General features: G+C 67.5%; 19 protein-coding genes, 1 tRNA gene and 1 pseudogene. 12 read left to right on the top strand and 9 right to left on the bottom strand.

Translation table 11 applies throughout. From position 1 onward, the window contains the following. Window positions 1-14 precede the first annotated feature (14 nt). The gene (gmtX, locus tag AC1DEZ_RS22375) at window positions 15-737 is read left to right on the top strand and encodes a gamma-mobile-trio protein GmtX (RefSeq protein ID WP_476780716.1); all 723 of its coding nucleotides are present in this window, start codon (window positions 15-17) and stop codon (window positions 735-737) included. 66 nt (window positions 738-803) lie between these two features. On the opposite strand, the gene AC1DEZ_RS22370 is transcribed toward gmtX, so the two are convergent. Next, window positions 804-879, bottom strand: a tRNA-Glu gene (locus AC1DEZ_RS22370). 542 nt (window positions 880-1,421) lie between these two features. On the opposite strand from AC1DEZ_RS22370, the gene AC1DEZ_RS22365 reads away from it, so the two are divergent. The 5 genes and pseudogenes from AC1DEZ_RS22365 to AC1DEZ_RS22345 all read left to right on the top strand — a co-directional run bounded on the left by AC1DEZ_RS22365 (window position 1,422) and on the right by AC1DEZ_RS22345 (window position 6,479). Then, window positions 1,422-2,189: a ComF family protein gene (locus AC1DEZ_RS22365; RefSeq protein ID WP_476780747.1), complete on the top strand. Its 768-nt coding sequence runs from the start codon at window positions 1,422-1,424 to the stop codon at window positions 2,187-2,189. Window positions 2,190-2,221: 32 nt separating this feature from the next. Beyond that, entirely contained in the window at window positions 2,222-2,479 is a 258-nt protein-coding gene (gene grxC, locus AC1DEZ_RS22360) for a glutaredoxin 3 (protein ID WP_441509575.1), read from the top strand. 93 nt (window positions 2,480-2,572) lie between these two features. After that, the gene (locus tag AC1DEZ_RS22355) at window positions 2,573-3,049 is read left to right on the top strand and encodes a DUF1178 family protein (protein WP_476780715.1); all 477 of its coding nucleotides are present in this window, start codon (window positions 2,573-2,575) and stop codon (window positions 3,047-3,049) included. A 477-nt stretch (window positions 3,050-3,526) separates the two neighbouring features. Then, window positions 3,527-3,884: pseudogene (locus AC1DEZ_RS22350) on the top strand (cell wall hydrolase); the annotation flags it as partial. A gap of 606 nt (window positions 3,885-4,490) precedes the next feature. Beyond that, window positions 4,491-6,479, top strand: coding sequence for a methylmalonyl-CoA mutase family protein (locus AC1DEZ_RS22345; RefSeq protein ID WP_476780714.1), 1,989 nt, complete (start codon window positions 4,491-4,493; stop codon window positions 6,477-6,479). Window positions 6,480-6,587: 108 nt separating this feature from the next. Here AC1DEZ_RS22345 and AC1DEZ_RS22340 read toward each other — a convergent pair whose 3' ends face one another. Then, window positions 6,588-7,205, bottom strand: coding sequence for a J domain-containing protein (locus AC1DEZ_RS22340; RefSeq protein WP_441509579.1), 618 nt, complete (start codon window positions 7,203-7,205; stop codon window positions 6,588-6,590). A 95-nt stretch (window positions 7,206-7,300) separates the two neighbouring features. Between AC1DEZ_RS22340 and AC1DEZ_RS22335 the strand changes: the two genes are divergently transcribed. Then, a complete protein-coding gene (locus AC1DEZ_RS22335) occupies window positions 7,301-7,573 on the top strand; it encodes a BolA family protein (RefSeq protein ID WP_441509580.1) in 273 nt (90 codons plus the stop codon). Window positions 7,574-7,623: 50 nt separating this feature from the next. Here AC1DEZ_RS22335 and AC1DEZ_RS22330 read toward each other — a convergent pair whose 3' ends face one another. From AC1DEZ_RS22330 to AC1DEZ_RS22320, 3 genes are all read right to left on the bottom strand, one after another. Further along, window positions 7,624-8,832 (bottom strand): MFS transporter, encoded by a 1,209-nt coding sequence (locus AC1DEZ_RS22330; RefSeq protein ID WP_476780713.1) that lies wholly within the window; start codon window positions 8,830-8,832, stop codon window positions 7,624-7,626. Window positions 8,833-8,916: 84 nt separating this feature from the next. Continuing rightward, window positions 8,917-10,086 carry an acetyl-CoA acetyltransferase gene (locus AC1DEZ_RS22325; RefSeq protein ID WP_476780712.1) on the bottom strand — a complete coding sequence of 390 codons (1,170 nt, stop codon included), beginning with the start codon at window positions 10,084-10,086 and terminating at the stop codon, window positions 8,917-8,919. A 136-nt stretch (window positions 10,087-10,222) separates the two neighbouring features. Next, window positions 10,223-11,128 carry an EamA family transporter gene (locus AC1DEZ_RS22320; RefSeq protein ID WP_441509583.1) on the bottom strand — a complete coding sequence of 302 codons (906 nt, stop codon included), beginning with the start codon at window positions 11,126-11,128 and terminating at the stop codon, window positions 10,223-10,225. Between the two features lie 236 nt (window positions 11,129-11,364). On the opposite strand from AC1DEZ_RS22320, the gene AC1DEZ_RS22315 reads away from it, so the two are divergent. The 4 genes from AC1DEZ_RS22315 (at window position 11,365) to AC1DEZ_RS22300 (ending at window position 16,343) form a co-directional block, all read left to right on the top strand. Then, entirely contained in the window at window positions 11,365-12,942 is a 1,578-nt protein-coding gene (locus AC1DEZ_RS22315; RefSeq protein WP_476780711.1) for a D-alanyl-D-alanine carboxypeptidase family protein, read from the top strand. Window positions 12,943-12,949: 7 nt separating this feature from the next. Next, window positions 12,950-13,846: an EamA family transporter gene (locus tag AC1DEZ_RS22310; protein ID WP_476780710.1), complete on the top strand. Its 897-nt coding sequence runs from the start codon at window positions 12,950-12,952 to the stop codon at window positions 13,844-13,846. A 123-nt stretch (window positions 13,847-13,969) separates the two neighbouring features. Further along, window positions 13,970-15,064: a CobW family GTP-binding protein gene (locus AC1DEZ_RS22305; RefSeq protein ID WP_476780709.1), complete on the top strand. Its 1,095-nt coding sequence runs from the start codon at window positions 13,970-13,972 to the stop codon at window positions 15,062-15,064. 139 nt (window positions 15,065-15,203) lie between these two features. Then, on the top strand, window positions 15,204-16,343 hold the full coding sequence (locus AC1DEZ_RS22300; RefSeq protein WP_476780708.1) for a GNAT family N-acetyltransferase: 1,140 nt from the start codon (window positions 15,204-15,206) through the stop codon (window positions 16,341-16,343). Here the strand turns inward: AC1DEZ_RS22300 and AC1DEZ_RS22295 are convergent. From AC1DEZ_RS22295 to AC1DEZ_RS22285, 3 genes are all read right to left on the bottom strand, one after another. Then, window positions 16,312-17,928: an AMP-binding protein gene (locus tag AC1DEZ_RS22295; protein WP_476780746.1), complete on the bottom strand. Its 1,617-nt coding sequence runs from the start codon at window positions 17,926-17,928 to the stop codon at window positions 16,312-16,314. The genes AC1DEZ_RS22300 and AC1DEZ_RS22295 overlap by 32 nt on opposite strands. A gap of 96 nt (window positions 17,929-18,024) precedes the next feature. Then, window positions 18,025-19,086 (bottom strand): ABC transporter substrate-binding protein, encoded by a 1,062-nt coding sequence (locus tag AC1DEZ_RS22290; protein WP_476780707.1) that lies wholly within the window; start codon window positions 19,084-19,086, stop codon window positions 18,025-18,027. A 106-nt stretch (window positions 19,087-19,192) separates the two neighbouring features. Next, window positions 19,193-19,651 carry an Lrp/AsnC ligand binding domain-containing protein gene (locus tag AC1DEZ_RS22285; RefSeq protein WP_441510104.1) on the bottom strand — a complete coding sequence of 153 codons (459 nt, stop codon included), beginning with the start codon at window positions 19,649-19,651 and terminating at the stop codon, window positions 19,193-19,195. A gap of 126 nt (window positions 19,652-19,777) precedes the next feature. On the opposite strand from AC1DEZ_RS22285, the gene putA reads away from it, so the two are divergent. Continuing rightward, entirely contained in the window at window positions 19,778-22,879 is a 3,102-nt protein-coding gene (gene putA, locus AC1DEZ_RS22280; protein ID WP_476780706.1) for a bifunctional proline dehydrogenase/L-glutamate gamma-semialdehyde dehydrogenase PutA, read from the top strand. Between the two features lie 73 nt (window positions 22,880-22,952). Here the strand turns inward: putA and AC1DEZ_RS22275 are convergent, their stop codons facing one another. Continuing rightward, window positions 22,953-24,053: an NADH:flavin oxidoreductase/NADH oxidase gene (locus AC1DEZ_RS22275; RefSeq protein WP_476780705.1), complete on the bottom strand. Its 1,101-nt coding sequence runs from the start codon at window positions 24,051-24,053 to the stop codon at window positions 22,953-22,955. Window positions 24,054-24,079: the final 26 nt, after the last annotated feature.

The raw sequence follows: 24,079 nt of genomic DNA, 5'->3' as shown, positions 1-24,079 counted from the left end.
TTGTTGAGAGAGCTATGTCAATGAACGTCGAAGGGAAACAAGCTTTGGATATTGTGGACGCAACGCTCAAAGAACTTGTTGAGCGCGCCACCAATTCGACAATCAGGTTGAAGCTTCAAAACCTTCACAGCGTACTTCACCATCTCGTCGTCAACGGGAAGCAACGGCTCACCGTACCATTGGTGGTCCAGACCTACGCGGCGCGGATCCATGCCAAGGAGCAGAGCTTAGCTGAGCCGTCGATACGCAATAAGCGAGGTGGGGCAAATCCTTATCATGGTTTGTACCGGGCTTGGGAGGCCGCTTCCGAAGTGATTCTGCGCCCGCGAAAACAGAGGGGTGGCCCACTTGCCGCGGTTGACCTTGTCGGCGACGAAGATTTGGCCCGACTTAACCCGGAGCTGAAGCACCGCGTTGCCCTGCTTGCTGCCCAAAACAGAAGCTATAAGGCGCAGCTTGACATACTCAGACGGGCACGGGAAGCACCCACCATCTATTTGGCCGTGGCGAGCAAACTCGAAGGCGTCCCGCCTGCCGTCGCGAACCGACAAACTTTAAGCGAAGCGGAAGTCAGTGCGCTCAAGGATTTCGTTGCCGCAAGACGGATGCGGGCGCGAGGCTTGCGTCAAGCGGACGATGGCAGCATCGAAACTTTGGAGGGTCGCCGCCTGACCGATCCAGGCTTCCTGGATGCATTAGAGAAGATTGTGAAAATCTACAATACAGGGAGCGTCTGAAATACAGGGAGCGTCTGAGACCCGAGCGCGCCTACGTTCCTTGCGCGGCTTAGTATATCTAAGTAATGGCGCTCCCTAGGGGACTCGAACCCCTGTTTTCGCCGTGAGAGGGCGACGTCCTAGACCGCTAGACGAAGGGAGCGTTACTTACGTTATACTGCGATATACCTTACTATTACTTCTCTTACTTACAAGTCAATTCCATTCGTCTAGCTTGCCAAATTCAGCCCGCCATCGGACCTCATTGGTAACCCTACCACCCTCAATCCCCTGCCCCTACTCACTTGGTAGGCAACCTGGGGGGCAGGCGACGACCTAGACCGCTAGACGAAGGGAGCAGCGCCGGTCGTGGGCGTCTCTGTAGTCGGAGCGCCGCAACGCCGCAACTGCTTTTTTGAAGCTGTCCCGACAAAAATCCTCGGATCGGCCCGAAGGGCTTCAATTGACGCGGCGAACATCCCCGCCTTTCCAGGCGGGCGCGGCCTTGAGATGGAGACGAGCGGAATATCCCGTCGGTAGCCGGCTCAAGCGATGCGCCACGCACGCGAAAAAGAGCGGTGCGAGCCGCGCAGGAAGCGGCCAACAGGTCTTGCAAGCCTGCCGGCGAGATTGAAAATTGCCGAGGCAGCTTGGGGGAGCGTTTCGGTGGACGGCGAAAGCGAGCAGCGACGATCCCTGGCCTTCATCGCCCTGCACCACGGCCGCCTTGCCTTTCGGGCCGGGCTCGGCGGCCTCATCGCGATCGTCTATCCTCCGGCCTGCGTCGCCTGCCAGGCCGCGACCGGTGAGGCGCAGGCGCTCTGCCCGGCCTGCTGGGGCGGCATCGGCTTCATCGAGCGCCCCTATTGCGAACGGCTCGGGACGCCCTTCGCCGTCGATCTCGGCCCCGGCCTGCTCTCGCCGGCCGCGATCGCCGATCCGCCGGTCTTCACGCGGGCCCGTGCCGTCTGCCGCTTCGACGGCGCGGCGCGCGAACTGGTGCATCGGCTGAAATATGGCGACCGCGTCGAACTCTCCCTGACGCTCGGGCGGATGATGGCCCAGGCAGGCCGCGAACTGCTCCGCGAGGCCGAGATCGTCGTGCCCATCCCGCTGCACCGCGCGCGTCTCTGGAGCCGACGCTTCAACCAGGCTGCCGCGCTGGCCGGCGTCGTCGCGCGCCAGGCGAAGCTTCCGCTCGCGCCCACCCTGCTCGCCCGCGTCAAGCGCACGCGCCAGCAGGTCGGGCTCACCCGCTCGCAGCGCGCCGACAATCTGCAGGGCGCGTTCCGGGTGCCGGATGCGCAGCGCCCGCATGTCGAAGGCCGCCGCATCCTCCTGGTCGACGACGTGCTGACAACCGGCGCGACCGCCAATGCCGCAGCGCGGGCGCTGTTGCGGGCCGGCGCGCGCGATGTCGACATCCTGACCTTCGCACGGGTCGTGACGGATGGCCGGGAAGGCACTACATGAGAGGGCAGCATCTTATCGAGAGCCCCCAGCCCATGCCGCCGGTCACGATCTACACCACCTCCTGGTGCCCCTATTGCAAGGCGGCCAAGACGCTCCTGACCCGAAAGGGGGTCGCTTTCTCGGAGATCGATGTCGATGGCCAGCCGGAATTGCGGCAGACCATGACGGCCCGGGCAGGCGGACGCACTTCGGTGCCGCAGATTTTCATCGGCGAGCGCCATGTCGGCGGCTCGGACGACATCCACGCGCTCGATGCCCGCGGCGAGCTCGACGAGTTGCTCGCAGCCTGAGGCACCTGGCCTTCACTGCCCCGCCATGCCGGCAGGCAGCACTCCTTGCGTGCCGATTTGCCTTGGCGACGCGGCGCCACCATCTAAGATCACATGATCCGCTACACGCTCATCTGCGACAACGGCCACGAATTCGAGAGCTGGTTCCCCTCCTCCGGCGGCTTCGAGGAACAGGCGAGGCGCGGCTTCGTCACCTGCCCGGCCTGCAACAGCGCCAAGGTCGAGCGCGCGATCATGGCGCCCAATGTCGCGCGCAGCGATCTCGGCGCGCGCCCGGCCGAGCCCTCGCCGGAAGCGCCTGCGCCTGCGGCCGCATCGCCAGCCCCGGTCGCGCTGATGAGCGACAAGGAGAAGGCTTTCCGCGAGATGCTGACCGCGCTGCACCAGCACGTGCATGAGAATGCCGAGCATGTCGGAGAGCGCTTCGCCGACGAGGCGCTGAAGATCCATCATGGCGAGGCGGAATCGCGCGCCATCTATGGCGAGGCAACGGCCGACGATGCCCGCATGCTGCATGAGGAAGGCGTGGATTTCCTGCCGCTGCCGCGCTTGCCCGGCACACGGAACTGAAGCCTCCGGCCGGAGCGGCGCGAAACTCCGCCCGGCGGCGCGCGAGTTCCCATAAATATTCAGGCCGCGAAGCGCCCAATTTTGCGTTCTCTGACAAAGCGTTAGCATGTAGCCCGATGCAAGGGAGGGTCGCTCCGACCGGTCTTTGCGTCGCGGGGCCTTCCTTCCCGGATTAACTTTCTGTTATTGATTTCGGGTTTCTTTGCCGGTGATCCCGGTGCGCCCCCCCGGCTGCCCATGATCCCGAACTCAGGAGGTTGCCGCATGAAGCGGGCCGCGATCGCTGCGCATGGTCTCCGTTCTGGCGGAGTTTTCAGGTACGGCGGACGTGGATCGGTCCCGATTCTGATGGCTCTCCTTGCGCCGGCCCTGGGCGCCTGCAGCATGTCGCCGGTCGATTCGGCCGCGGTCTCCGCGCCGACGACGAAGGAGCCGGCCGCCGCGCGCAAGCGCGCCGTCGCGCTCGCCAAGGCCGATCCGCGCGAGAAGGAGTGCCTCGTCCGCGCGATGTATTTCGAATCGAACCGGTCGAGCGAGGCCGGCCTGCTAGGCGTCGGAACGGTGGTGATGAACCGGGTCGAATCGCAGCGGTATCCTGAGACGATCTGCGGCGTGGTCGGCGCGCCCCGCCAGTTCGCCGCCGGCGTCCTCACCCGCCCGATGCCGGAACACACCCGGCCGAAGATCGAGGCCATCGCGGACGACATCCTCAACGGCCGCCGGAACGAGGCGGTCGGATCGGCCAAGCATTTCCATATGGCCGGCATGCGCTTCGGCTACGCCAACATGCATTACGTGACCGTGGCCGGCGGCAATGCCTTCTATCTCAAGGGCGAGCGCCCCGAGCGCAGGCGGATCGAGGAGCCGACGATCCAGCTGGCCTCGGCATCCACCTCCGCGCCGCTCGCGACCGCCACACCGGCCGTGTCCACATCCTTCGCCTCGGCGCCGCTTGCCTTCGCTCCGGAGACGGCAGCACCGAAGCTCGTAACGTTCCAGGCACCGGCGGTCATGCTGGTCAAGAACGCGCCGCTGCCGCCGGGCCGGCCGCTCGATCTCGATCTGCCGAAAGCCTCCGTCCGCGCCTTCGTCGTGCCTGCGAAGGCCGACAACCGCGTGGCTCTTCTTGCGGCGTCCGAGATCCGGGGCAGCCTCTCCTCGCGATAGCCGCTCGACGCGCGCGGGAACAGTCACCGCCTTCATCCAGAGGAGCAGGCCATCGGCCCGCTCTCAAAGGAGGATGGTTCAGATGGTTCCAGAGCTTTCCTGAAGCATCCTTCGAGACGCGGCCTTCGGCTACTCCTCAGGATGAGGGCTTGAGCATAGGCCCGGCTCAAGCCGAAAACCGTCCGCCTAACGTCGAAGGGGACATCGCGGAAGCTCTGGCGTTATCTTCGCCGCAGTGCAACATTCAGATTGCTCTGCAATACGGGGAGACGCCATGACCGCGACGAAGCTTGGCGGCCAGCAGACGGGCCAGCGCGACAAGCCCTGGATCTTCCGCACCTATGCGGGGCACTCCGACGCGGCCGAGTCCAACCGGCTCTACCGGACCAATCTCGCCAAGGGGCAGACCGGCCTGTCCGTCGCCTTCGACCTGCCGACACAGACCGGCTACGACCCGGACCATGTGCTGGCCCGCGGCGAGGTCGGCAAGGTCGGCGTGCCCGTGAGCCATCTCGGCGACATGCGGGCGCTGTTCGACCAGATCCCGCTGGCGCAGATGAACACCTCGATGACGATCAACGCGACGGCGGCCTGGCTGCTCTCGCTCTACATCGCCGTCGCCGACGAGCAGGGAGCCGACCGCAAGCTGCTGCAGGGCACGACGCAGAACGACCTCGTGAAAGAGTATCTCTCGCGCGGAACCTATGTCTTCCCGCCGCGCCCCTCGATGCAACTCACCACCGACATCGTCGTCTTCACGGCCAGCGAGCTGCCGAAATGGAACCCGACGAATGTCTGTTCCTACCATCTGCAGGAGGCGGGAGCCTCGCCGGTGCAGGAATTGTCCTTCGCGCTGGCGACGGGCATCGCCCTGCTGGATTCGATCCGCGCCCGGCCGGAAGTCAGCCCGGAGGAATTCCCCGGCACCGTCGGGCGCATCTCCTTCTTCGTGAATGCCGGGATGCGCTTCGTCACCGAGCTCTGCAAGATGCGGGCTTTCGTCGAGCTCTGGGACGAGATCACGCTCGGCCGCTACGGCATCGCCGATGAGGCGATGCGCCGGTTCCGCTATGGCGTGCAGGTCAATTCGCTCGGGCTGACCGAGCCGCAGSCSGAGAACAAYGTCTACCGCATCCTGATCGAGATGCTSGCMGTGACSCTGTCGAAGAAGGCGCGCGCGCGGGCCGTGCAGCTGCCGGCCTGGAACGAGGCGCTCGGCCTGCCCCGCCCCTTCGACCAGCAATGGTCCCTGCGCATGCAGCAGGTCCTGGCCTACGAGACCGACCTGCTCGAATTCGGCGACATCTTCGACGGATCGACCGTGATCGATGCCAAGGTCCGCGAGCTCAAGGAAGCCGCGCTCGAGGAACTCGCCAGGATCGACGACATGGGCGGCGCGCTCGCGGCCGTCGAGAGCGGCTACATGAAGCAGGCGCTGGTCGAAAACGGCGCACGCCGCATCGAGGCGATCGAGCGTGGCGAGCAAGTCGTCGTCGGCGTCAACAAATTCACCAACAGCGAGCCCTCCCCGCTCTCGGCCGGCGATGGCGCCGTCGTCACCGTGCCGGATTCGGTCGAGACCGAGGCCGTGGCCCGGCTCAAGGCCTGGCGCTCCGCCCGCGATGCGAAGGCTGCCGAAGCCGCACTGGCCGAGCTCGCGGCCAGTGCCCGCGAAAACCGCAACGTCATGCCGGCCTCGATCGCCTGCGCCAAGCTCGGCGTCACCACCGGCGAATGGGCGCAGACCCTGCGCGAGATCTTCGGCGAGTACCGCGCCCCGACCGGCGTCGACACCACCAGGCTCGGGGATGCGAGCGGCCTCGCCACCGCCAAGGCAGCCGTGGCGAAGGCGACCGAACGCCTCGGCCGCCCGCCGCGCTTCCTCGTCGGCAAACCCGGCCTCGACGGGCACTCGAACGGTGCCGAGCAAATCGCGGTGCGAGCGCGTGATGCCGGGATGAATGTGAGCTATGGCGGCATCCGCCAGACGCCGGAGGAGATCGTCAGCGAGGCCCGGGAGAGCGAAGCCGACATCATCGGGCTCTCGATCCTCTCCGGCTCGCATCTGCCGCTGGTGCGCGACGTCACCGCGCGGCTGCGGGTCGCCGGAATGGACGTGCCGGTGGTCGTCGGTGGCATCATCCCGCCCGACGACGAGAACGCCCTGCGCAACATGGGCGTGGCGCGTGTCTACACGCCGAAGGATTTCGCGCTGGACGGCATCATCGCGGATGTCGCAGGGCTGGCGGCGAAGAAGGGCTGATCGCTCTCCGCGTCATGGCCGGGCTTGTCCCGACCGTCCACGTCCGGCGGTCGCAGGTGATGTTCAAGACGTGGATGCTCGCCACAAGGGCGAGCATGACGGCGCAGGCTAGACCATCCCCACGCTCTTCAACTGCTGATAGGCCTTCAGGATTTCCTGAAGCGTGCCTTCGCGCGAGCGGTCGCCGCCATTGGCGTCCGGATGGAAGCGCTTCACCAGCTCCTTGTAGCGCGCCTTGATCACGACCGAGTCGGCGGTGTCGTCGAGGCCGAGCGTATCGAGCGCCTTGCGCGCGACGACGCCCACACGCGTTTCCGGCTGCGCGGCCTGCTGCTTGTTGCGAGCGCCGAACAGGTTGAAGGCGTCGTGCATGTCGGCGCTGGCGTCGCCATTCGCCTTGCGCCCGCGCTGCGACATCCGCGCCGCCTTGGAATTGACGCCGAGCTTCCAGGTCGGCCTGTGGCCGATCTCCTCCTGCTTCGCGTAGGCCGCGAGCGCGTCGTCATCCATGCCGGCGAAGTAGTTGTAGGTCGCGTTGTAGGACTTCACATGCTCCATGCAGAACAGGAAGAACTGGCCCTCGCGGCCGCGCCCCTTCGGCGCACGGAATTCGCCGCCGCGCGCGCAGCCGGGATGGTCGCAGCGCGGCGCATCGCTGTCGACGGTCGCTTCCGCCTCGGAAGAGCCGATCCTGATGCTGTCGAAAAGGCGTGAGTTGATGTTCATCGTCGACGGTTTATGAGACGCAGGGTTCGGGCCGGCAAGTGCGATGCAGCACATCGCCGAACCGAAAGGACAATCATCGCAACGGTGGCACGATCATGACCGCAATCGCTGAAAGAATCACGCGAAAGCTGACCGAAGCCTTTGCGCCACAGGAATTGAAGGTGATCGACGAGTCGCACCAGCATCAAGGCCATGGCGGCTGGCGCGAGGGCGGAGAGACTCACTTCCGCGTCAATATCGTGTCGGAAGCCTTTGCCGGCAAGAGCCGGCTCGAGCGCCACCGCCTGGTCAATGCGGCACTGGCGCAGGAACTGGCCGACCGCGTCCACGCGCTGGCGATCGCAGCGAAGGCGCCGGGCGAGAGCTGAGCGCCGCTCGCCGCGGCCACCGATCCGAGCCTGTGGAGGCCGGTCCGGCGCTACCTGACCGCGGGGGCGGCAGCCTTCGACTCCGACGGCGAGGCCGCATAGACGGCAAGTGTGGCCGCCAGCGCGACGCCCATGAAGACGAACAGCCAGCCGAAGGTGGTCTGCGGCTCGTAGCCGTGCCTGTCGAGGGTGTTGACGAGCCGACCCGAAAGCCATTGCATCACGCCCGCCCCGCCCATGAAGACGAAATTCATGAAGGTGACGCCGCGGCCGATCTCCAGAGGCGACATGAAGGCGCGCGCATGCGCCATCACCACGGCATAGGTGACACCGAACAGACCGATGACGAGGAAGAGGCCGACCGCGAGGCGGGGCGATCCCTGCCCCCAGAGTGCCAGCACCAGGCACGCCAAGACTACGATCACCCCACAACCCACGACTGTGATCTTGGCGCCGATCCGTCGATAGAGCGGCAACACCAGCAGCGCTCCCAGCGCGATGAAGCCGCCCATGGCCATCGCCGCATAGCTGGTCGCGGCAAGGTCGAAGCCGTGCACGGTCTGGAGATACGGCGCGATCCACAAGCCGCGCATCGAGATCGTCACCCCGTAACTCACGAAGGTGAAGGGGAAGATCAGCCAGAGCGGCCGCTTCACCAAGATCTGCCGGATCCCCTCCAGCAGCGAGACATGCCGTTGCGGAGTGTCGGGCAGCGGCGGCGGGTCCTTCAACAACAGGATCACCAGCAAGGCCGTCAGCGCCACGATTCCGGCGAGGCCGAAGACAGTCGCACGCCAACCATAGGCCGCCAGGAAATAGGCGAGCGGCGCGCCGCTCAGGGGATCGCCGACGGAGCCGAACCCGATCAGGAGTGACGACATCGTCGCGAAATGCCGGGGCGAATAGAGCCGCGCGGCGAGATAGAAGCCGGACATCAGGATGGGCGAGCAACCGATGCCGATCAGCGCGAGGGCCGTCAGGGCAGTCGCATAATTTTGCGACAGGCCGAAGATCACCGTTCCGGCGACGGCGACGAGAAGGAAGCCGGCCAGCGTCCGCCGCGGGCCTATCCGGTCGAGCGCATATCCGACCGGGAATTGCGAGAGCGCGAAGGCGATCAGCCAGGCGGCCTGCAGGCTGCCGAGCTGCCCCTGATCGAGGCCGAGATCCCGCGTGAGATCCCCCGAGATCACGGCCAGAAAGGCGCGGAAGAACTGGCTCAGGATATAGGCGAGCAGCAGAACGAGGAAGCTCGTCACATCAGGCCGCCTTTGCTCGGCGGCCTGTGTTCCGGCGCTCCCGCTGTCCGCTAGGCCGCTCTGCGCTTGCCCGGGACGCCCGCCTCACTTGATGCGTTCGAGCACGGAGACGTAGTTCGCGACCGCGGCACCGCCCATGTTGAAGATGCCGCCGAGGCGCGGCTCGCTGAGCTGCATGCCCTCCGGCGCCTCGCCGGTGAGCTGCATGGCCGAGAGCACATGCATCGAGACGCCGGTCGCGCCGATCGGATGGCCCTTGGCCTTGAGGCCGCCGGAAGCATTGACCGGCAGCTTGCCGTCCTTCTGCGTCCAGCCTTCCTTGATGGCGCGGGCGCCGTCGCCTTCCTTGGTCAGGCCCATCGCCTCGTATTCGATGAGTTCGGCGATGGTGAAGCAGTCATGCGTCTCGACGAAGGAGAGGTCGTCGAGCGTCACGCCGGCCTGGGCCAGGGCTTTCTGCCAGGCGAGCGCGCCGCCCTCGAACTTCAGGATGTCGCGCTTCGACATCGGCAGGAAATCCTGGACATGGGCCATGCCGCGGAAACCGACGGCGCGGCGCATCTGCAAGGCGGTCGCCTCGTCGGCCAGCACCAGCGCAGCGGCGCCGTCCGAAACCAGCGAGCAGTCGGTGCGCTTCAGCGGGCCGGCGACATAGGGATTCTTCTCGCTCTCCTCGCGGCAGAAGGCATAGCCGAGATCCTTGCGCATTTGCGCATAGGGGTTCTCGACGCCGTTCTTGTGGTTCTTGGCCGCGATCATCGCGAGCGCGTCGGACTGGTCGCCGTGGCGCTGGAAGTAGGCGGCGGCGATCTTGCCGAAGACACCGGCAAAGCCGGCCGGCGTGTCGCCATCCTCGGGCAGATAGGAGGCCTTGAGCAGGTTCTTGCCGATCTCTGCCCCCGGCGTCTTCGTCATCTGCTCGACGCCGACGACGAGCACGATCTTGGCGTCGCCTGCCTTGATCGCCCGCACGCCCTGATGGACGGCGGCGGAGCCGGTGGCGCAGGCATTCTCGACGCGGGTGGTCGGCTTGAAGCGCAGGGCCGGATCGGCCTGCAGGACGAGCGAGGCGGTGAAGTCCTGTGCCGAGAAGCCGGCGTTGTAGTGGCCGAGCACGATCTCGTCGACCTGATCGGCGGTGATGCCGGCATCGACCAGTGCGTCGGCCGCGACCCGCACGATGAGACTTTCGACGGTTTCGGCATCCTGCTTGCCGAACGGCGTATGCGCCCAGCCGACGATTGCAGCGCTCATGACGGCTCTCCTTATAATGTGTAGCTACACGTCATCTTGGCAGCCTTGCGCCGCCCGGCAAGCCGGTATCCGTGCATGATCGCCGTGCGTGGATCGGCTGACTCTTCTTGTCTCCAGCACTAGCTGGCTGCTGGGCTCATCGCAATGCCACCGAGAGCAGCAGCCCGACGCCGCCGACGATCATCGCCATGCCCAAGATCTCGCGCCGGCTTGTGCCTTCGGAAAAGAGGCGACGCGAGGCGATCTGCGCCAGCGGCACCTCGATCAGCGCCAGCGTGCGGACATTCGCGGCCGTGGTCAGCGAGAAGCCGATGAACCAGAACTGCGAAGCGGCGGCTCCGAGGAAGCCGGCGGAGAGCGACCGGCGCCAGTTCTTGAGGCTCCGTAACAGGGCCTCGCGATTGGCGGCGAGCAGGTAGGCCGTGAGGATCAGCGTCTGCAAGCCGAGGCCGAGCACGAGAATGGTCGAGGCGCGGATCAGGAAGCCGCCCTCCGGCAGCGCCTGAATGCCGCCGCGAAAGCCGATCGCCGAGAGGGCGAAGAAGGCACCCGAGACGATGCCGAGCACGGCCGGGCGCAGGCCGGCGCGGGTCAGTTTCTCGCCGGGTTTCCACGAGACGACGATCACACCGGCCGTCGCGATCGCGATGGCGAGGAACTTCAGCGGCGTCAGCGCGTCGCCAAGCAGGAACGCCCCGAACAGCGCGACCTGCACGGGCTCGGTCTTGGTGTAGGCGGTGGTGACCGCGAAGGAGCGCTCGCGCATCGCCGCCAGCATCAGCGCCGTCGCCGCAATCTGCGTCAGCGCGCCCCAGAGCGTATAGCCCAGGGAAGCCATGCCGACGGCCGGCGGCAGCCGCTCCAGACCGATGCAGGCCAGGACCAGGAACAGCACGGCGAAAGGCAGGCCGAAGAGGAAGCGCACCTGCGTGGCGCCGACGACGCCGATGATGTCCGTGAGGGAGCGTTGCGCCAGATTGCGGGCAGTCTGCAGCAGCGAGGCGAGAATCGTCGCCGGAATCCAGAGAAGGCCAAAAGCCACGGTAAGCTCCGGGAAGGAATGAGCGCCTAAGGTTGCCCGCAGCTTTTGAACCGACGCTCCTGTCTAGGCAAATCGCTCGGCAGAGGGTAGGTATGCATCTGCTGGCTGGCGACTGCGTCGGCCGTCTCGAAAATGCCGCATGCGTCGCGTTGAAAGCTGCGCGTCCCGCTTGGTCCAGACTGCCCGCTTCCTCTTCGTCCCGCCAGTTTCATCCAGACAGGTTCAAAGCCCGCCCGATGACCCCCTCCCGCTTTGCCGCCGTCCTCGCCCTCAGCTTCATCGCGACGGGCCCCGCTCTCGCCGGGGCGAGTCTGGTCGTCGACGCATCGAGCGGTGCGGTTCTCTCGAGCGAAAACGCGACGCAGGCCTGGCGGCCGGCCTCCACCACCAAGATGATGACGATCTATCTCGCGCTGAAGGCGGTGCGGGAAGGGCGCCTCGCACTGGAGACCGCGATCCCGGTTTCGAAGCTCGCAGCCAGCCAGCCGCGCGTGAAGGTCTATGCCCGGCCGGGGCAGGAGATCACGCTCGACAACGCGCTGCGGATCATGATGGTGAAATCGGCCAACGACATCGCCTATGTCGTGGCCGAGGGCGTTGGCGGCGATGTCCCGACCTTCGTCGGCATGATGAATGCCGAGGCTCAGCGCCTCGGCATGCGCGACAGCAATTTCGTCAACCCCAATGGCTGGGACCATCCTGACCAGCAGACCAGCGCGCGTGATCTCGCCGTGCTCGCCATGGCGCTGATGCACGACTTCCCGCAATATTCGGACTACTGGAACACCTCTGCCGTGCAGCTCGGCAAGCAGGTGATGCAGAACACCAATGGCCTGGTCGGCCGCTATCCCGGCATCGAGGGCATGAAGACGGGGTTCACCTGCGCCTCCGGCTTCAACGTCGTTGCGACGGCCAGCCGCGGCGGCAAGACGCTGATCGCCGTGGTGCTCGGCTCGGTTTCCGGGGTCGAGCGCACCGTCAAGGCCGCCCAGCTCCTCGACGACGGCTTCAGTCGCTGGGGCGGCGGCGGCATCACCGTCGCCTCCATGGCGCCTAGCGGCACGCGCGCGCCGAATATCTGCGACGACGTTCGCCATCGCGGCGGCGGCGTGGCGCTGGCTGACGATGCCGACATCTCCGGCCCCATCGCCGCTTCGGCTGCCGCCGGTGGCAATGATTCGGACGGCGGCCGGTTCGGCGGCTTCACGACGCAATCAGCAGGCCCCGTCGCCACGCGCTCGCCGCGCGGGCGCATCGTTCTCGGCCAGCGCGCGCAGGTCGTGCCGGTTCAGGTCTCCTTCGGCCGAACCGCCGGCTCCGCCGCCGCTCCGCTCGCCGCCAACGCCACGGCCCAGCCGGAATCGCGGGTCGCGCGCGGCACGGCCCCGACGATCGAGCCGGGCGCTCCCGTCGCCGCCGGGCTCGCCATTGCGCCGCGCCGCACCGCGTCGAGCAATGGCGCGATCCCGCGTGGCACCACCGCCTTCGCCCCGGCCGATGCGCCGGTCCAGCCCTCCGCCAATGCCTTCGAGGCCGGCCCCTTGCGGCTTCAGGGCGCGGTCCAGCGCGGTGCGGCGAATGCCGCGAGCCTGCGTGCGGGCGCGGCCGCCGGCATCAAACCCGCTCCCCGCAACGCCAAGGCGCAAGCGGCCAAGCCCCAGCCCGCAAAGACTCCGGCGACCAAGCCCCAGCCCGGCAAGGTGCCCGCCAGCACGAGCGCGCTGCCCAAGCGCCGGCCGTCGCAGGCCGCCGTGAAGCCGCAGGCCGACAAGCCCGCGGCCAAGGCGAAGGCCAAGCCCGCCAGCGACGCCTGAGGCCTGATTGGACACGGGGGCAGCCAGCGCTCGCCAGGGTTTGCTGCTGGCTTTTGCCTCGGCGGCCGCCTTCGGCACCAATATCGTCAGCGCGCAGATCGCCGGGCAGGTCGGCCTCAGCGGTCCGCTGCTCGTCTTCTACCGCGTCCTGCTGATGCTGATTCTGGTCGGGGGCGCCGCGCTGGCCTGGCGCAGTTCCCTCAGTCTCGCCCGCGACGAACGGCAGCCCGTCCTGCTCTTCGGTCTCGCGACCGCGCTGGTCGGCACCGCCTATCTCTCCTCGGTCAGCTTCGTGCCGGTCTCGGTCGCGGCTGTGGTGTTCTACACCTTTCCGATCCTGATCGTGCTGACCGAACCGCTGTTCACGGCAGCCCCCTTCCGGGCCGACCGGTTCGCAGTCGCGCTCCTGGCCTTCCTTGGAATCGCACTGGTCGTCGGCCCCGACCTCAGCGGGCTCGATCCGCGCGGGCTCGCCCTCGCCTTCATCGCCAGCCTCAGCGCCACCGCGCAGTTCTTCGCCGCCGCGCGCTGCGCCGAGGTCGCGACGCTGCCGAAGCTGTTCTGGTCGCATATCGTCATCCTGCCGGTGACGCTGGCGATCCTGCTGATCACGGGCGGGCTGCTGCCGCCGCAGACCTTCCTGCTCGCGCCGATCGCCGTCGCCATTACCTATGGCGGCTACATCATCGGCTTCCTCTTCCAGATCCTGGCGCTGGCGCGCATCGCGCCCGGGCCGGCCGGCCTCGCCTTCTGCGCCGAACCGGTCTTCGCCGTGGCGATCGCCGCCATCGTGCTCGCCGAGCGCCTGGGGTCGCTGCAATATGCCGGGGGCGCCCTTGTCATCCTCGCGCTGGTCATTAATGTAATAGTAGAACACTCAAGGCGGAGCGTGGTGCCTGCCTGAAGGCTGGATCGTCGTGTGTCCCAGGATGCATGGCGGGGCTCCGGCTATTTGACGAAGCGTCGGATTTTCCCGGAAGGTGGATTAGCCTTTTCGGTCCGATGCGCTGAGACCGGACGACAGATCATGACCGGCGCCAATGCCCGCCCTGCTCCCATACCGCTGACGCTGCTCACCGGCTTCCTCGGCGCCGGCAAGACGACGCTGCTGAACCGGCTGCTGAAAGACCCTGCGCTCGCGGACACCGTGGTGCTCGTCAACGAATTCGGCGAAATCGGGCTCGACCACCTGATGGTCGAGGGTGTCGAGGAGAACATGATCCTCCTCGAATCCGGCTGCCTGTGCTGCACGATCCGCGACGACCTCATCGTCACGCTCGAGGATCTGCTGCGCCGGAGGGATAATGGCCGGATCGGCGCCTTTGCCCGCCTCGTCATCGAGACGACCGGCCTCGCGGACCCCGCGCCCATCCTGAACATGCTGATCAACCACCCCTATCTTGCCATGCGCTTCCGGCTCGACGGCGTCGTCACGCTCGTCGACGCCGTCAACGGCATGGCTACGCTCGATGGCCATGAGGAGGCGCGCCGGCAGGTCGTCGCCGCCGACCGGCTCGTCCTGACCAAGACCGACCTCGCAGGCCCGGCCGATGCGCTGCGCGCACGCCTCGCCGCGCTGAATCCCGGCGTCGAGATCCTTCCTCCGGATGCGGCGGCGAGCGCGCTGACGGGCGCCGGCCTTTACGATCTGGCTGAGCGCCCGGCTGCGCTGCGCCGCTGGCTGGCCGAAACCGAAATCCCCGATCACGGCCACAGCCATCATCACCATGATCACGGACACGGACATCACCATCACGGGCAGGACCCGCATGACGTCAATCGTCACGACGAAGCGATCCGCGCCTTCGCGTTGACGGCCGATCGGCCTGTCACCCGCAGCACCTTCGATCTGTTCTGGACCCTGCTGCGCTCGGTCCATGGCCCGCGCCTGCTGCGGCTGAAAGGCCTGGTCGATGTAGCCGAGCAGCCCGGGCGCCCGCTGCTCGTGCATGCCGTCCAGCAGATCCTGCATCCGCCCGTCACGCTCGACTCCTGGCCTGATGCCGACCGGCGCTCGCGCCTGGTCCTGATCGTCAAGGATATCGAGGAGGAGACCGTCCAACGCCTGTGGTCGGCCTTCCTCGGCCAGCAGGCGGAGCGCGCCGAGGCCGCGCAATCCTAGCCACCCTTGACTGGTCGCCCTGACACAGCCGCGGCGGCCTGTTTCTTGAAGCATCTCTCCCGCATGGCGAGGCACATGCCCGTGTCTCGCCATTACGGCACAGCCTTGCGCCGGAGCGACGCATCGGGAGCGGGAGCGGATGAGCAAGATCATGGCCCTGGCTAGCGTGGGCGGCACGGCGTCGATGGTGCCGACCGGGGCGCGATCGCATCCCGGCACGGCAGTGCACTGCGAAATCCGCCCGCTCTCCTCCTGCGACGGGATCGTCGAAGAATGGGCTGATCTCGCAGCGCGTGCGATCGAGCCCAATCCCTTTCTCGATCCCGGATTCGCGCTCGCTGCGGCCCAGCATCTCGTCTCGTTTCGTGACGTCGCGCTCATGCTGCTCTGGCAGGGCGAGGCAGCACGGCAACCGCGCCGGCTGATCGGCCTCGTGCCGTTCCGCCGGCGCCAGCGCTTGTTCGCGGCCGAGGCTCTCGACGAATTCGCCGATCCCCGCCTGTTCAACGGTACGCCCCTGATCGACAGCACTTTCGTGGCGCCAGCCCTGTCCGCGCTGCTGCGTGCCTGGCGCCGGGAGGCTGGGCCGACCGCCGGCCTGACATTCCCGGCGGTCGATCCGGCCGGACCGTTCGCGACGGCACTCATCCGCATTGCCCGCAGGCACGGCTTCGCGGCGGACTGGCAAGATCTTGGCTTGTCCGGCCCGCGGCTGGCGGACTCGGCAGGCCCCAAGGAGGCACGGACGGCTTTGGAGGCACAGGGAACGCTGCGCCTCGAAGAACCTTCGACCCTTGCCGGCCGGCGCGACGCCGTCGAGATCCTGCTTGCGCTGGAGGCGTCGGGCCAACGTGGGCAGACCGGCCGGGCAACTCTTCAGGATATCCGCGAGGCCGCCTTCCTGCGCAGCATGAGCCGCAACCTCAGCCGACAGAAACTGTGCCGGATCGCGCTGCTGATGCTGGACGAAAAGCCGATAGCGGCAGCACTGACGCTCGGCCGCGCTCCGTCGCGCTGGCTCTATCTGGCGGCCGGCGATGACGGCCTGGCCCCGGCCAGGCCGCTGGCGCTGCTCCTGGCGATGATGCGCAAGGCCGCTCCCGCGCGCTCGATCAGGCTCGCTGGCGGCCTGCCGATCTTCGAAGCCGTGAGCGGCGGCTTCGGAACGCTGCGCCTCAACCATCGACGGGCCGGCACCCCGGCCGATCTGGCAGCGCGTATTCGCCGGCGGATCGGCCAGTCGCTGTTCAGGCCTCGGCCCGCAGCACACGGCGGATGATCTTGCCCGTCGTGGTCAGCGGCAATTCGCCCCGAAACGCGATCTCGCGCGGATACTCATGTGCCGAAAGCCGTGAGCGCACGAAGTTCTGAAGCTCGGATACCAGAGACGGCGAGCCGTCCTGACCCGGTTTCAGCACAATGAAGGCCTTGACGATCTCGGTGCGCAACGCATCGGGCTTGCCGACCACCGCAGCGAGCGAGACTGCGGGATGTTTCAGCAGGCAATCCTCGATCTCGCCCGGCCCGATCCGATAGCCGGAGGAGGTGATGACATCGTCGTCGCGGCCGATGAAGCGGACATAGCCGTCGACATCCTGCGCGCCCTGGTCGCCGGTGGTCATCCAGTCGCCGACGAACTTCGCCGCCGTCGCCTCCGGATTGCGCCAGTACTCGAGGAACATCACCGGGTCGGGCCGGCGCACGGCGATCTGCCCCTCCTCGCCCGGCGCGCAGACCGAGCCGTCCGGGCGGATGATCGCGACATCATGGCCGGGAACCGCCTTGCCGATCGATCCGGGCCGGCTCACGCCGATGGCGGCGCTGGAGGCAAGGACGAGATTGCACTCGGTCTGGCCATAGGCCTCGTTGATCGTGAGGCCCAGCGCCTCGCGCCCCCAGGCCAGCGTCTCGGCGCCGAGCGCCTCGCCCGCCGCCGCGACCGTGCGCAGGTTGAGCCGCCAGCGGCCGCGCGGATTGCCGGCGCCGCGCAGCATCCTCAGCGCGGTCGGCGGCACGAAGGCGTTGCGGATGCCGAGATCCTGGATCAGACGATAGGCCTCGTCGGGCTCGAAGCGCGTCACCGGCCGCGCGACCACCGCGACGCCGAAATGCAGCGCCGGCAGCAGCATGTTGAGCAGGCCGCCGGCCCACGCCCAGTCGGCCGGCGTCCAGGCGAGGTCGCCCGGCCGCGGCATGAATTCATGCGGCATCTGCACGCCCGGCAGATGGCCGGGCAGGACACGGTGGCCGTGCAGCGCGCCCTTCGGATTACCAGTCGTGCCCGAGGTATAGATCATCAAGGCGGGATCGTCCGGCGTGGTCTCCACCGGCGTGAAATCGGGGCTGCCTTCGGCGAGGAGTTCGTCCCAACCTTGCACGCCGCGATCCGGCCCGTCGGTCGAAATCAGCAAAGCGAGTTCCGGCAGCGGCTGCGCGATCTGGCGGAGCTTGGCGAGGCCGGCTTCGTTGGTCACCACGACCTTCGCGCCGGAATCCTCCAGCCGGTAGGCCAACGCATCCACGCCGAACAGCGCCGCCAGCGGCACCGCGATAGCGCCGAGCTTGTAGGCCGCGAGATGCGCGGTCAGCACCTCCCGCCCCTGCGGCAGCAGGATGGCGACACGGTCGCCGCGGCCGACGCCGCGCGCGCGCAGGGCACTGGCCAGTCGGTTGGAATGCTCGCGGAACCAGCCGAAGCTGACCGGCGTCACCCGCCAATCCTGCGAAACCTCGATGATGGCCGACCGTTCCGGCGCGCTCGCCGCCCAGCGGTCGCAAACGTCGACGGCGATGTTGTAGCGATCCGGAATGCGCCAGCGGAAAGCGTCACGCAATGCGGCGTAGTCGGTCAGGTCTGGCAATATCAAGATGGAGGTCCGGTGGCAGGCGCGGCACGATAGGCACGCGCTCAGCCACTGTCACCTACCCGCAGCGCGGCCTCTCCGTGCGTCACGATGCGCTCAGAACATGCGTTCGCCGGCTGGCGGCAGGAATGCGTCCGAAAATGCATCGCCCGCGCGCGCCTTGTCCCGGAAGCTTCCCGCCAAAGTGAGCTGATCCAGCGCCTGCGACCAGCGCTCGCCATCGATCCCGCCCAGGCCGTGCGCCCGGACATAGGGCGTGAGCACGTTCCGCTCGTTGACCATGCCGAGCTTCTCGCGCTCGATCTCCGGCTGAGCGTCCTCGTTGCGGCGAACCACCAGCTGCGCGCTCGCGCCAGGGTTCAGGACGGCATCACGGACCCCGTGCGTGACGGCGCGCACAAGACCGCGCACCGCATCGGGCTTGCTGGCGGCGAACTTGCCCGCCACGATGACGGCGTTGCCATAAAGCACAAGGCCATGATCGGCCATTTCCATCAGCACGATGTCGTCCGCCGGCACACCGCGCCCCTTGAGGGAAACATAGGTCGAGGTGCCGAAGCCAAAGGCGGCATCGAGTTCCCCGGAGGCCAGCATCGGCTCCCGCACCGGAAGACCTACGGTCTCCAGCCTGATCTTGCTGTCGTCGATCTTGTTCAGGCTCTTGAAGATCGGCCACTGCGCAAAGCTGGCCTCGGCACTCGCCGTGCCCAGCTTGCGGCCCTCCAGGCTCGCCGGCTCGGCCGTGATGCCCCGGCTCTTGCGGCCGATGAGCGCGAAGCCCGGCCGATCGTGGATGATCATCACCGCCTTCAGATCGGCGCCGGGGTTCTCGTCGCGGAAGCGGATGAGCGCATTGACGTCCCCGAAGCCGGCATCCTGCGCGCCAGCGGCCAGCCGCTGCAGCATGGCACGCGAGCCGCTGCCCGGCTCGATGGTGACATCGAGTCCCTCGGCTCCGAAATAGCCCTTGTCCTGCGCGGCCAGGAAAGGCGCGGTCAAGCCGTCGAAACGCCGGTCCAGGGCGAAGCGAACCGGCGTATTGCCCTGCGCACGGGCAGCGCCGCCGCCCGCGATGCAGGCCGCCACAACGCCGGCCGCCAGCTGCCCGAACCCGCGCCGACACAGGACTGGGAAACGAGGGGGCGGAACGAGGGGCATGGCAGGACTCCGGGCGCCTTGCTGACCGCGATGCGGCATCTCCGCATCGTCCATGCTTCTTGACAGCATAAGATGTTGAAATGGCGTCAACGCGGCAGATGTTTCATTACAAGGGCAGTGCGCCGTCGGTTTTCACTTCTTCCATCACCGCATAGGTCCGCGTCTCCCGCACCGCCGGCAGAGCCAGCAGCACCTCGCCAAGGAAGCGGCGATAGGCGTTCATGTCCGCCACGCGCGTCTTGACCAGATAGTCGAAGCCGCCCGCGACCATGTGGCATTCCAGGACCTCCGGCGCCCGCTTCACCGCCGCGGCGAAGCGCTCGAAGGCATCCGGCGTCGTCTTGTCGAGATAGACCTCGACGAAGACGAGGAGGTGCAGGCCGAGCTTCTCCGGATCGAGCGTGGCGCGGTAGCCGGTGATGTAGCCGTCGCGCGTCAGCCGCTTCAGGCGCTCGCCCGTGGCGGTGGGAGAAAGCCCGACCTTCTCGGCAAGCTCGACGCCGGCTATGCGGCCATCGCCCTGCAGCAGAGCGAGGATACGGCGATCCGTCCTATCCAGCATGATAATTCTCTATAAAATTGCCATATAATTGGATTTCATACTGGAAATACCAATGAAATGCCAATTGATATGCGGCGGTTGATCCACCATCCTTCAGATAATCCAGTCCAGCCTCCTTCGGAGCCCCTTATGGTCGCCTCTGCCCCGCGTACCGCCATGCCGCCTTTCCGCGCGCCCTATGCCGAGGATGACGGCGCCATCGCCGGCCGCCTGCTCGCCGGCGCCCGGCGCGACCCCGCCGCCAAGGCCCGGATCGACGCGCGCGCGACCGGGCTGATCGATGCCATCCGCACCCGCAAGGTCGGGCTCGGCGGCATCGAGGAATTGCTGCGCGAGTATTCGCTCTCCACCAAGGAAGGGCTTGCCCTGATGGTGCTGGCCGAGGCGCTGCTGCGCGTGCCGGACGCCGCCACCGCCGACCAACTGATCGAGGACAAGCTCGGCCAGGGCGACTTCGCCCATCACGAGTCGAAATCCGATGCCTTCCTGGTTTCGGCCTCGGCCTGGGCGCTCGGCATCACCGCCCGCGTCATCCAGCCGGGCGAGACGCCGACGGGTATCGTCAGCAGCCTTGCCAAGCGCTTGGGCGTGCCGACCGTGCGCACCGCGACCCGCCAGGCGATGCGCGTGATGGGCAGCCATTTCGTGCTCGGCCAGACGATCGAGGAGGCATTGAAGCGCGCCCGTTCCGGCACCGGCAAGCTCTACCGCTATTCCTTCGACATGCTCGGCGAAGGCGCGCGCACCCAGGCCGATGCCGACCGCTATTTCAAGTCCTATGCTGATGCGATCGACGCCATCGGCCGCTCCGCCGGCAATGACAAGCTGCCCAATCGGCCGGGCATCTCGGTCAAGCTCTCGGCGCTGCATCCGCGCTATGACGCCACCAACCATGAGCGCGTGCTGTCCGAACTCGTGCCGAAGGTGATCGGGCTCGCCCGTCAGGCCAAGGGCTACGACCTCAACTTCACCGTGGACGCCGAAGAGGCCGACCGGCTCGAGCTGTCGCTCGATGTGATCGACGCCGTCTTCGCCGATCCCTCGCTCGACGGCTGGGACGGTTTCGGCTTGGCCATCCAGGCCTATCAGAAGCGCGCCTCGGCCGTGATCGACCATATCGGCCGGCTGGCGGAGACCTACAGCCGGCGCATGATGGTGCGGCTGGTCAAGGGCGCCTACTGGGACACCGAGCTCAAGCGCGCGCAGGAGCGCGGGCTGGCCGATTATCCCGTCTTCACCCGCAAGGCGATGACCGACCTGAACTACGAGGCCTGCGCGGCCCAGCTCCTGAAGCTCAGGCCCCGCATCATCCCGCAATTCGCCACGCATAATGCGCTGACCGTCGCGACCGTCGCCGAGATGGCTGGTAATGCCGAGGGCTTCGAGTTCCAGCGCCTGCACGGCATGGGCGAGGCGCTCTACGAGAAGCTGCTGCGCGAGAACGAAGGCTATGCCTGCCGCACCTATGCGCCGGTCGGCGGCCATCAGGACCTGCTCGCCTATCTCGTCCGCCGCCTGCTCGAGAACGGCGCCAACTCCTCCTTCGTCAGCGCCTCCGGCGATCCCGACGTGCCGGTCTCGCAGCTTCTGCTCGCACCCGCCGACATCATCGGCACGCCGGGCGCGGCCCGCCACCGCCGCATCCCGCTTCCGGCCGATCTCTACGGGCCGTCGCGCAAGAACTCGGCCGGCACTGAGCTCGGCCACGAAGCCAGCCTCGACGCGCTGGTGAAGGACATCGCGGCGGCGAAGAGCTTCCCGGATGCCGCGCCGATCATCGACGGCAGGGCCCAGCCCGGCGCCGCTCGCGACGTGCGCTCGCCGATCGACAACAAGCCGATCGGCAAGGTCATCGAGGCCGATGCCGCGACCGCCGAACGTGCCCTGCTCGCGGCGAAGGCCGGCTTCCGCGCCTGGAGCGAGACGCCGGCCCGCATCCGCGCCGCTGCGCTGCGCAGGGCCGCCGACATCATGGAGGCCCGTCACGGGTTGCTGATCGCGCTGCTGCAGTGCGAGGCCGGCAAGACCATCGACGACGCCATTTCCGAGGTGCGCGAGACCGTCGATTTCTGCCGCTACTACGCCGCACAGGCGGAGGAGCAGTTCGCGGCCCCTACAGTGCTGCCCGGCCCGACCGGCGAGGAGAACCGCCTGATCCTGCGCGGGCGCGGCGCCTTCGTCTGCATCGCGCCCTGGAACTTCCCGCTCGCGATCTTCACCGGCCAGGTCGTCGCCGCGCTCGTCGCCGGCAATAGCGTCGTCGCCAAGCCGGCGCCGCAGACGCCGATCATCGCGACGGTCGCGGTGAAGATCCTGCACGAGGCCGGCGTGCCGGTCAGCGCGCTGCATCTCGTGCCGGGCGGAACCGAGGCCGGCGCGGCGCTGGTCGCGCATAAGGACGTGGCCGGCGTCGCCTTCACCGGCTCGACCGCGACAGCGCGCGGCATCAACCGGGCGCTCGCCGCCAAGGACGGCCCGATCGTGCCGCTGATCGCCGAGACCGGCGGTCTCAACGCCATGATCGTCGATGCCACCGCCCTGCCGGAGCAGGTCGCTGACGATGTCGTGATGTCGGCCTTCCGCTCGGCCGGCCAGCGCTGCTCGGCGCTCAGGCTGCTCGTGGTGCAGGACGACGTCGCCGACAAGATGCTCGAAATGATCGAAGGCGCTACCAAGGAGCTCAAGCTCGGCGATCCCCGCCGGCTCGATATCCATATCGGCCCCGTCATCGATGACGCCGCCAAGCAGCGGCTCGACAGCCATGTCGCCGCCATGCGGCAGCAGGGCCGCGTCGCCTGGGCCGGTGAGGCACCCGATCTCGGCGGCACCTTCGTCGCGCCGCATATCGTCAGGCTGGACCGCGTCACCGACCTCACCGCCGAGCATTTCGGGCCGATCCTGCACGTCGTGCGCTGGAAGGCGGGCGAGCTCGACAAGGTGATCGATGCGATCGATGCCTCCGGCTACGGGCTGACGCTCGGCGTCCACTCGCGCATCGAGACGACGGTCGAGCGCGTGGCCGAGCGCCTCTCGGCCGGCAACATCTATGTGAACCGCAACATCATCGGCGCGGTGGTCGGCGTGCAGCCCTTCGGCGGCCACGGGCTGTCGGGCACCGGCCCCAAGGCCGGCGGCCCGCATTACCTCGCCCGCTTCGCCACGGAGCAGACGGTGACGATCAACACCGCGGCGGCCGGCGGCAATGCCAGCCTGATCGCGATGGGCGAGTAGGACCGGGCTCCCCGTCATTCCGGACAAGCCGCGAAGCGGCGCCAATCCGGAATGACGGCGCAGTTCCGGTTCGTTACGCCGCGCGGTAGCGGGCGAGCCAGTGGGCGTAGGGCGCCGGCAGGGTCTTCCAGGCCGGGTTCTCGACACCGAGCGCCTGCGCGGCGGCATAGGGCCAGTGCGGATCGGCCAGCAGCGGCCGGCCGAGCGTGACGAGATCGACCTTGCCCTCGCGCACCAGCGCGTCGGCCTGCTCGGGCTTGCTGATGTACCAGCTCGTCGAGGCCGGCAACCCGCTCTCGCGGCGCACCCGCTCGGCCACCGGCGCCAGGAAGGCCGGGCCCCACGGAATCTTCGCCTCGTTGGTCGAGAAGCCGACGCTGACGTCGATGAAGTCCAGCCCCTCGTCCTTCAGGCGCTTCACCAGCTCGATCGCCTCGGCAAGCGTCTCCTCGTCCTGGCCGTCATACTCGATCACGCCGAGGCGGGCGGACAACGGCCGATCCTCCGGCCAGACCTTGCGCACGGCGGCCAGCGTCTCGATCAGGAAGCGGCTGCGGTTCTCGAAGCTGCCGCCGTATTCGTCCGTGCGCTGGTTGGCATGGCGCGACAGGAAGTTCTGCGCCAGATAGCCATGGGCGAAATGCAGCTTCAGCCATTCGATGCCGATGTCCCGGGCGCGCTCGGCGGCGGCGACGAAATCGGCGCGGACACGGTCGATATCGGCCTGCGTCATCGCCCGCGGCACACGCGAGAGGCCGCCGCCCTGAGCGATGGCAGACGGAGCGATCGTCTCCCAGCCACGCGGATCATTTGCCGGGATGTGATCGTCGCCCTCCCAGGGACGGTTGGCGCTGGCCTTGCGGCCGGCATGGCCGATCTGGATGCCAGTCACGGCGCCGGCCTTGCGCATCTCGGCGACGATCGGCGCCAGCGCCTCGGCCTGTGCGTCGTTCCACAGCCCGAGGCAGGCCGGCGTGATCCGCCCTTCCGGCGAGACACCGGTCGCCTCGATGACGACAAGGCCGGCGCCGCCACGCGCCAGCCCGGCGAGGTGGGCGCGATGCCATTCGTTGGCGACGCCGTCCTGCGCGGAATACTGGCACATGGGCGATGTCACGATGCGGTTTCGCAGGGTGACGTTCTTCAGGCTGAAAGGATCGAACAGGCCGGACATGCTTGGCTCCGCGTAGGGAATTTGGT

The organism is Allobosea sp. 10L422 (assembly GCF_056395345.1).
Note: the sequence above shows the minus strand (reverse complement) of the source record. Positions and strands in the feature narration are given on the sequence as shown.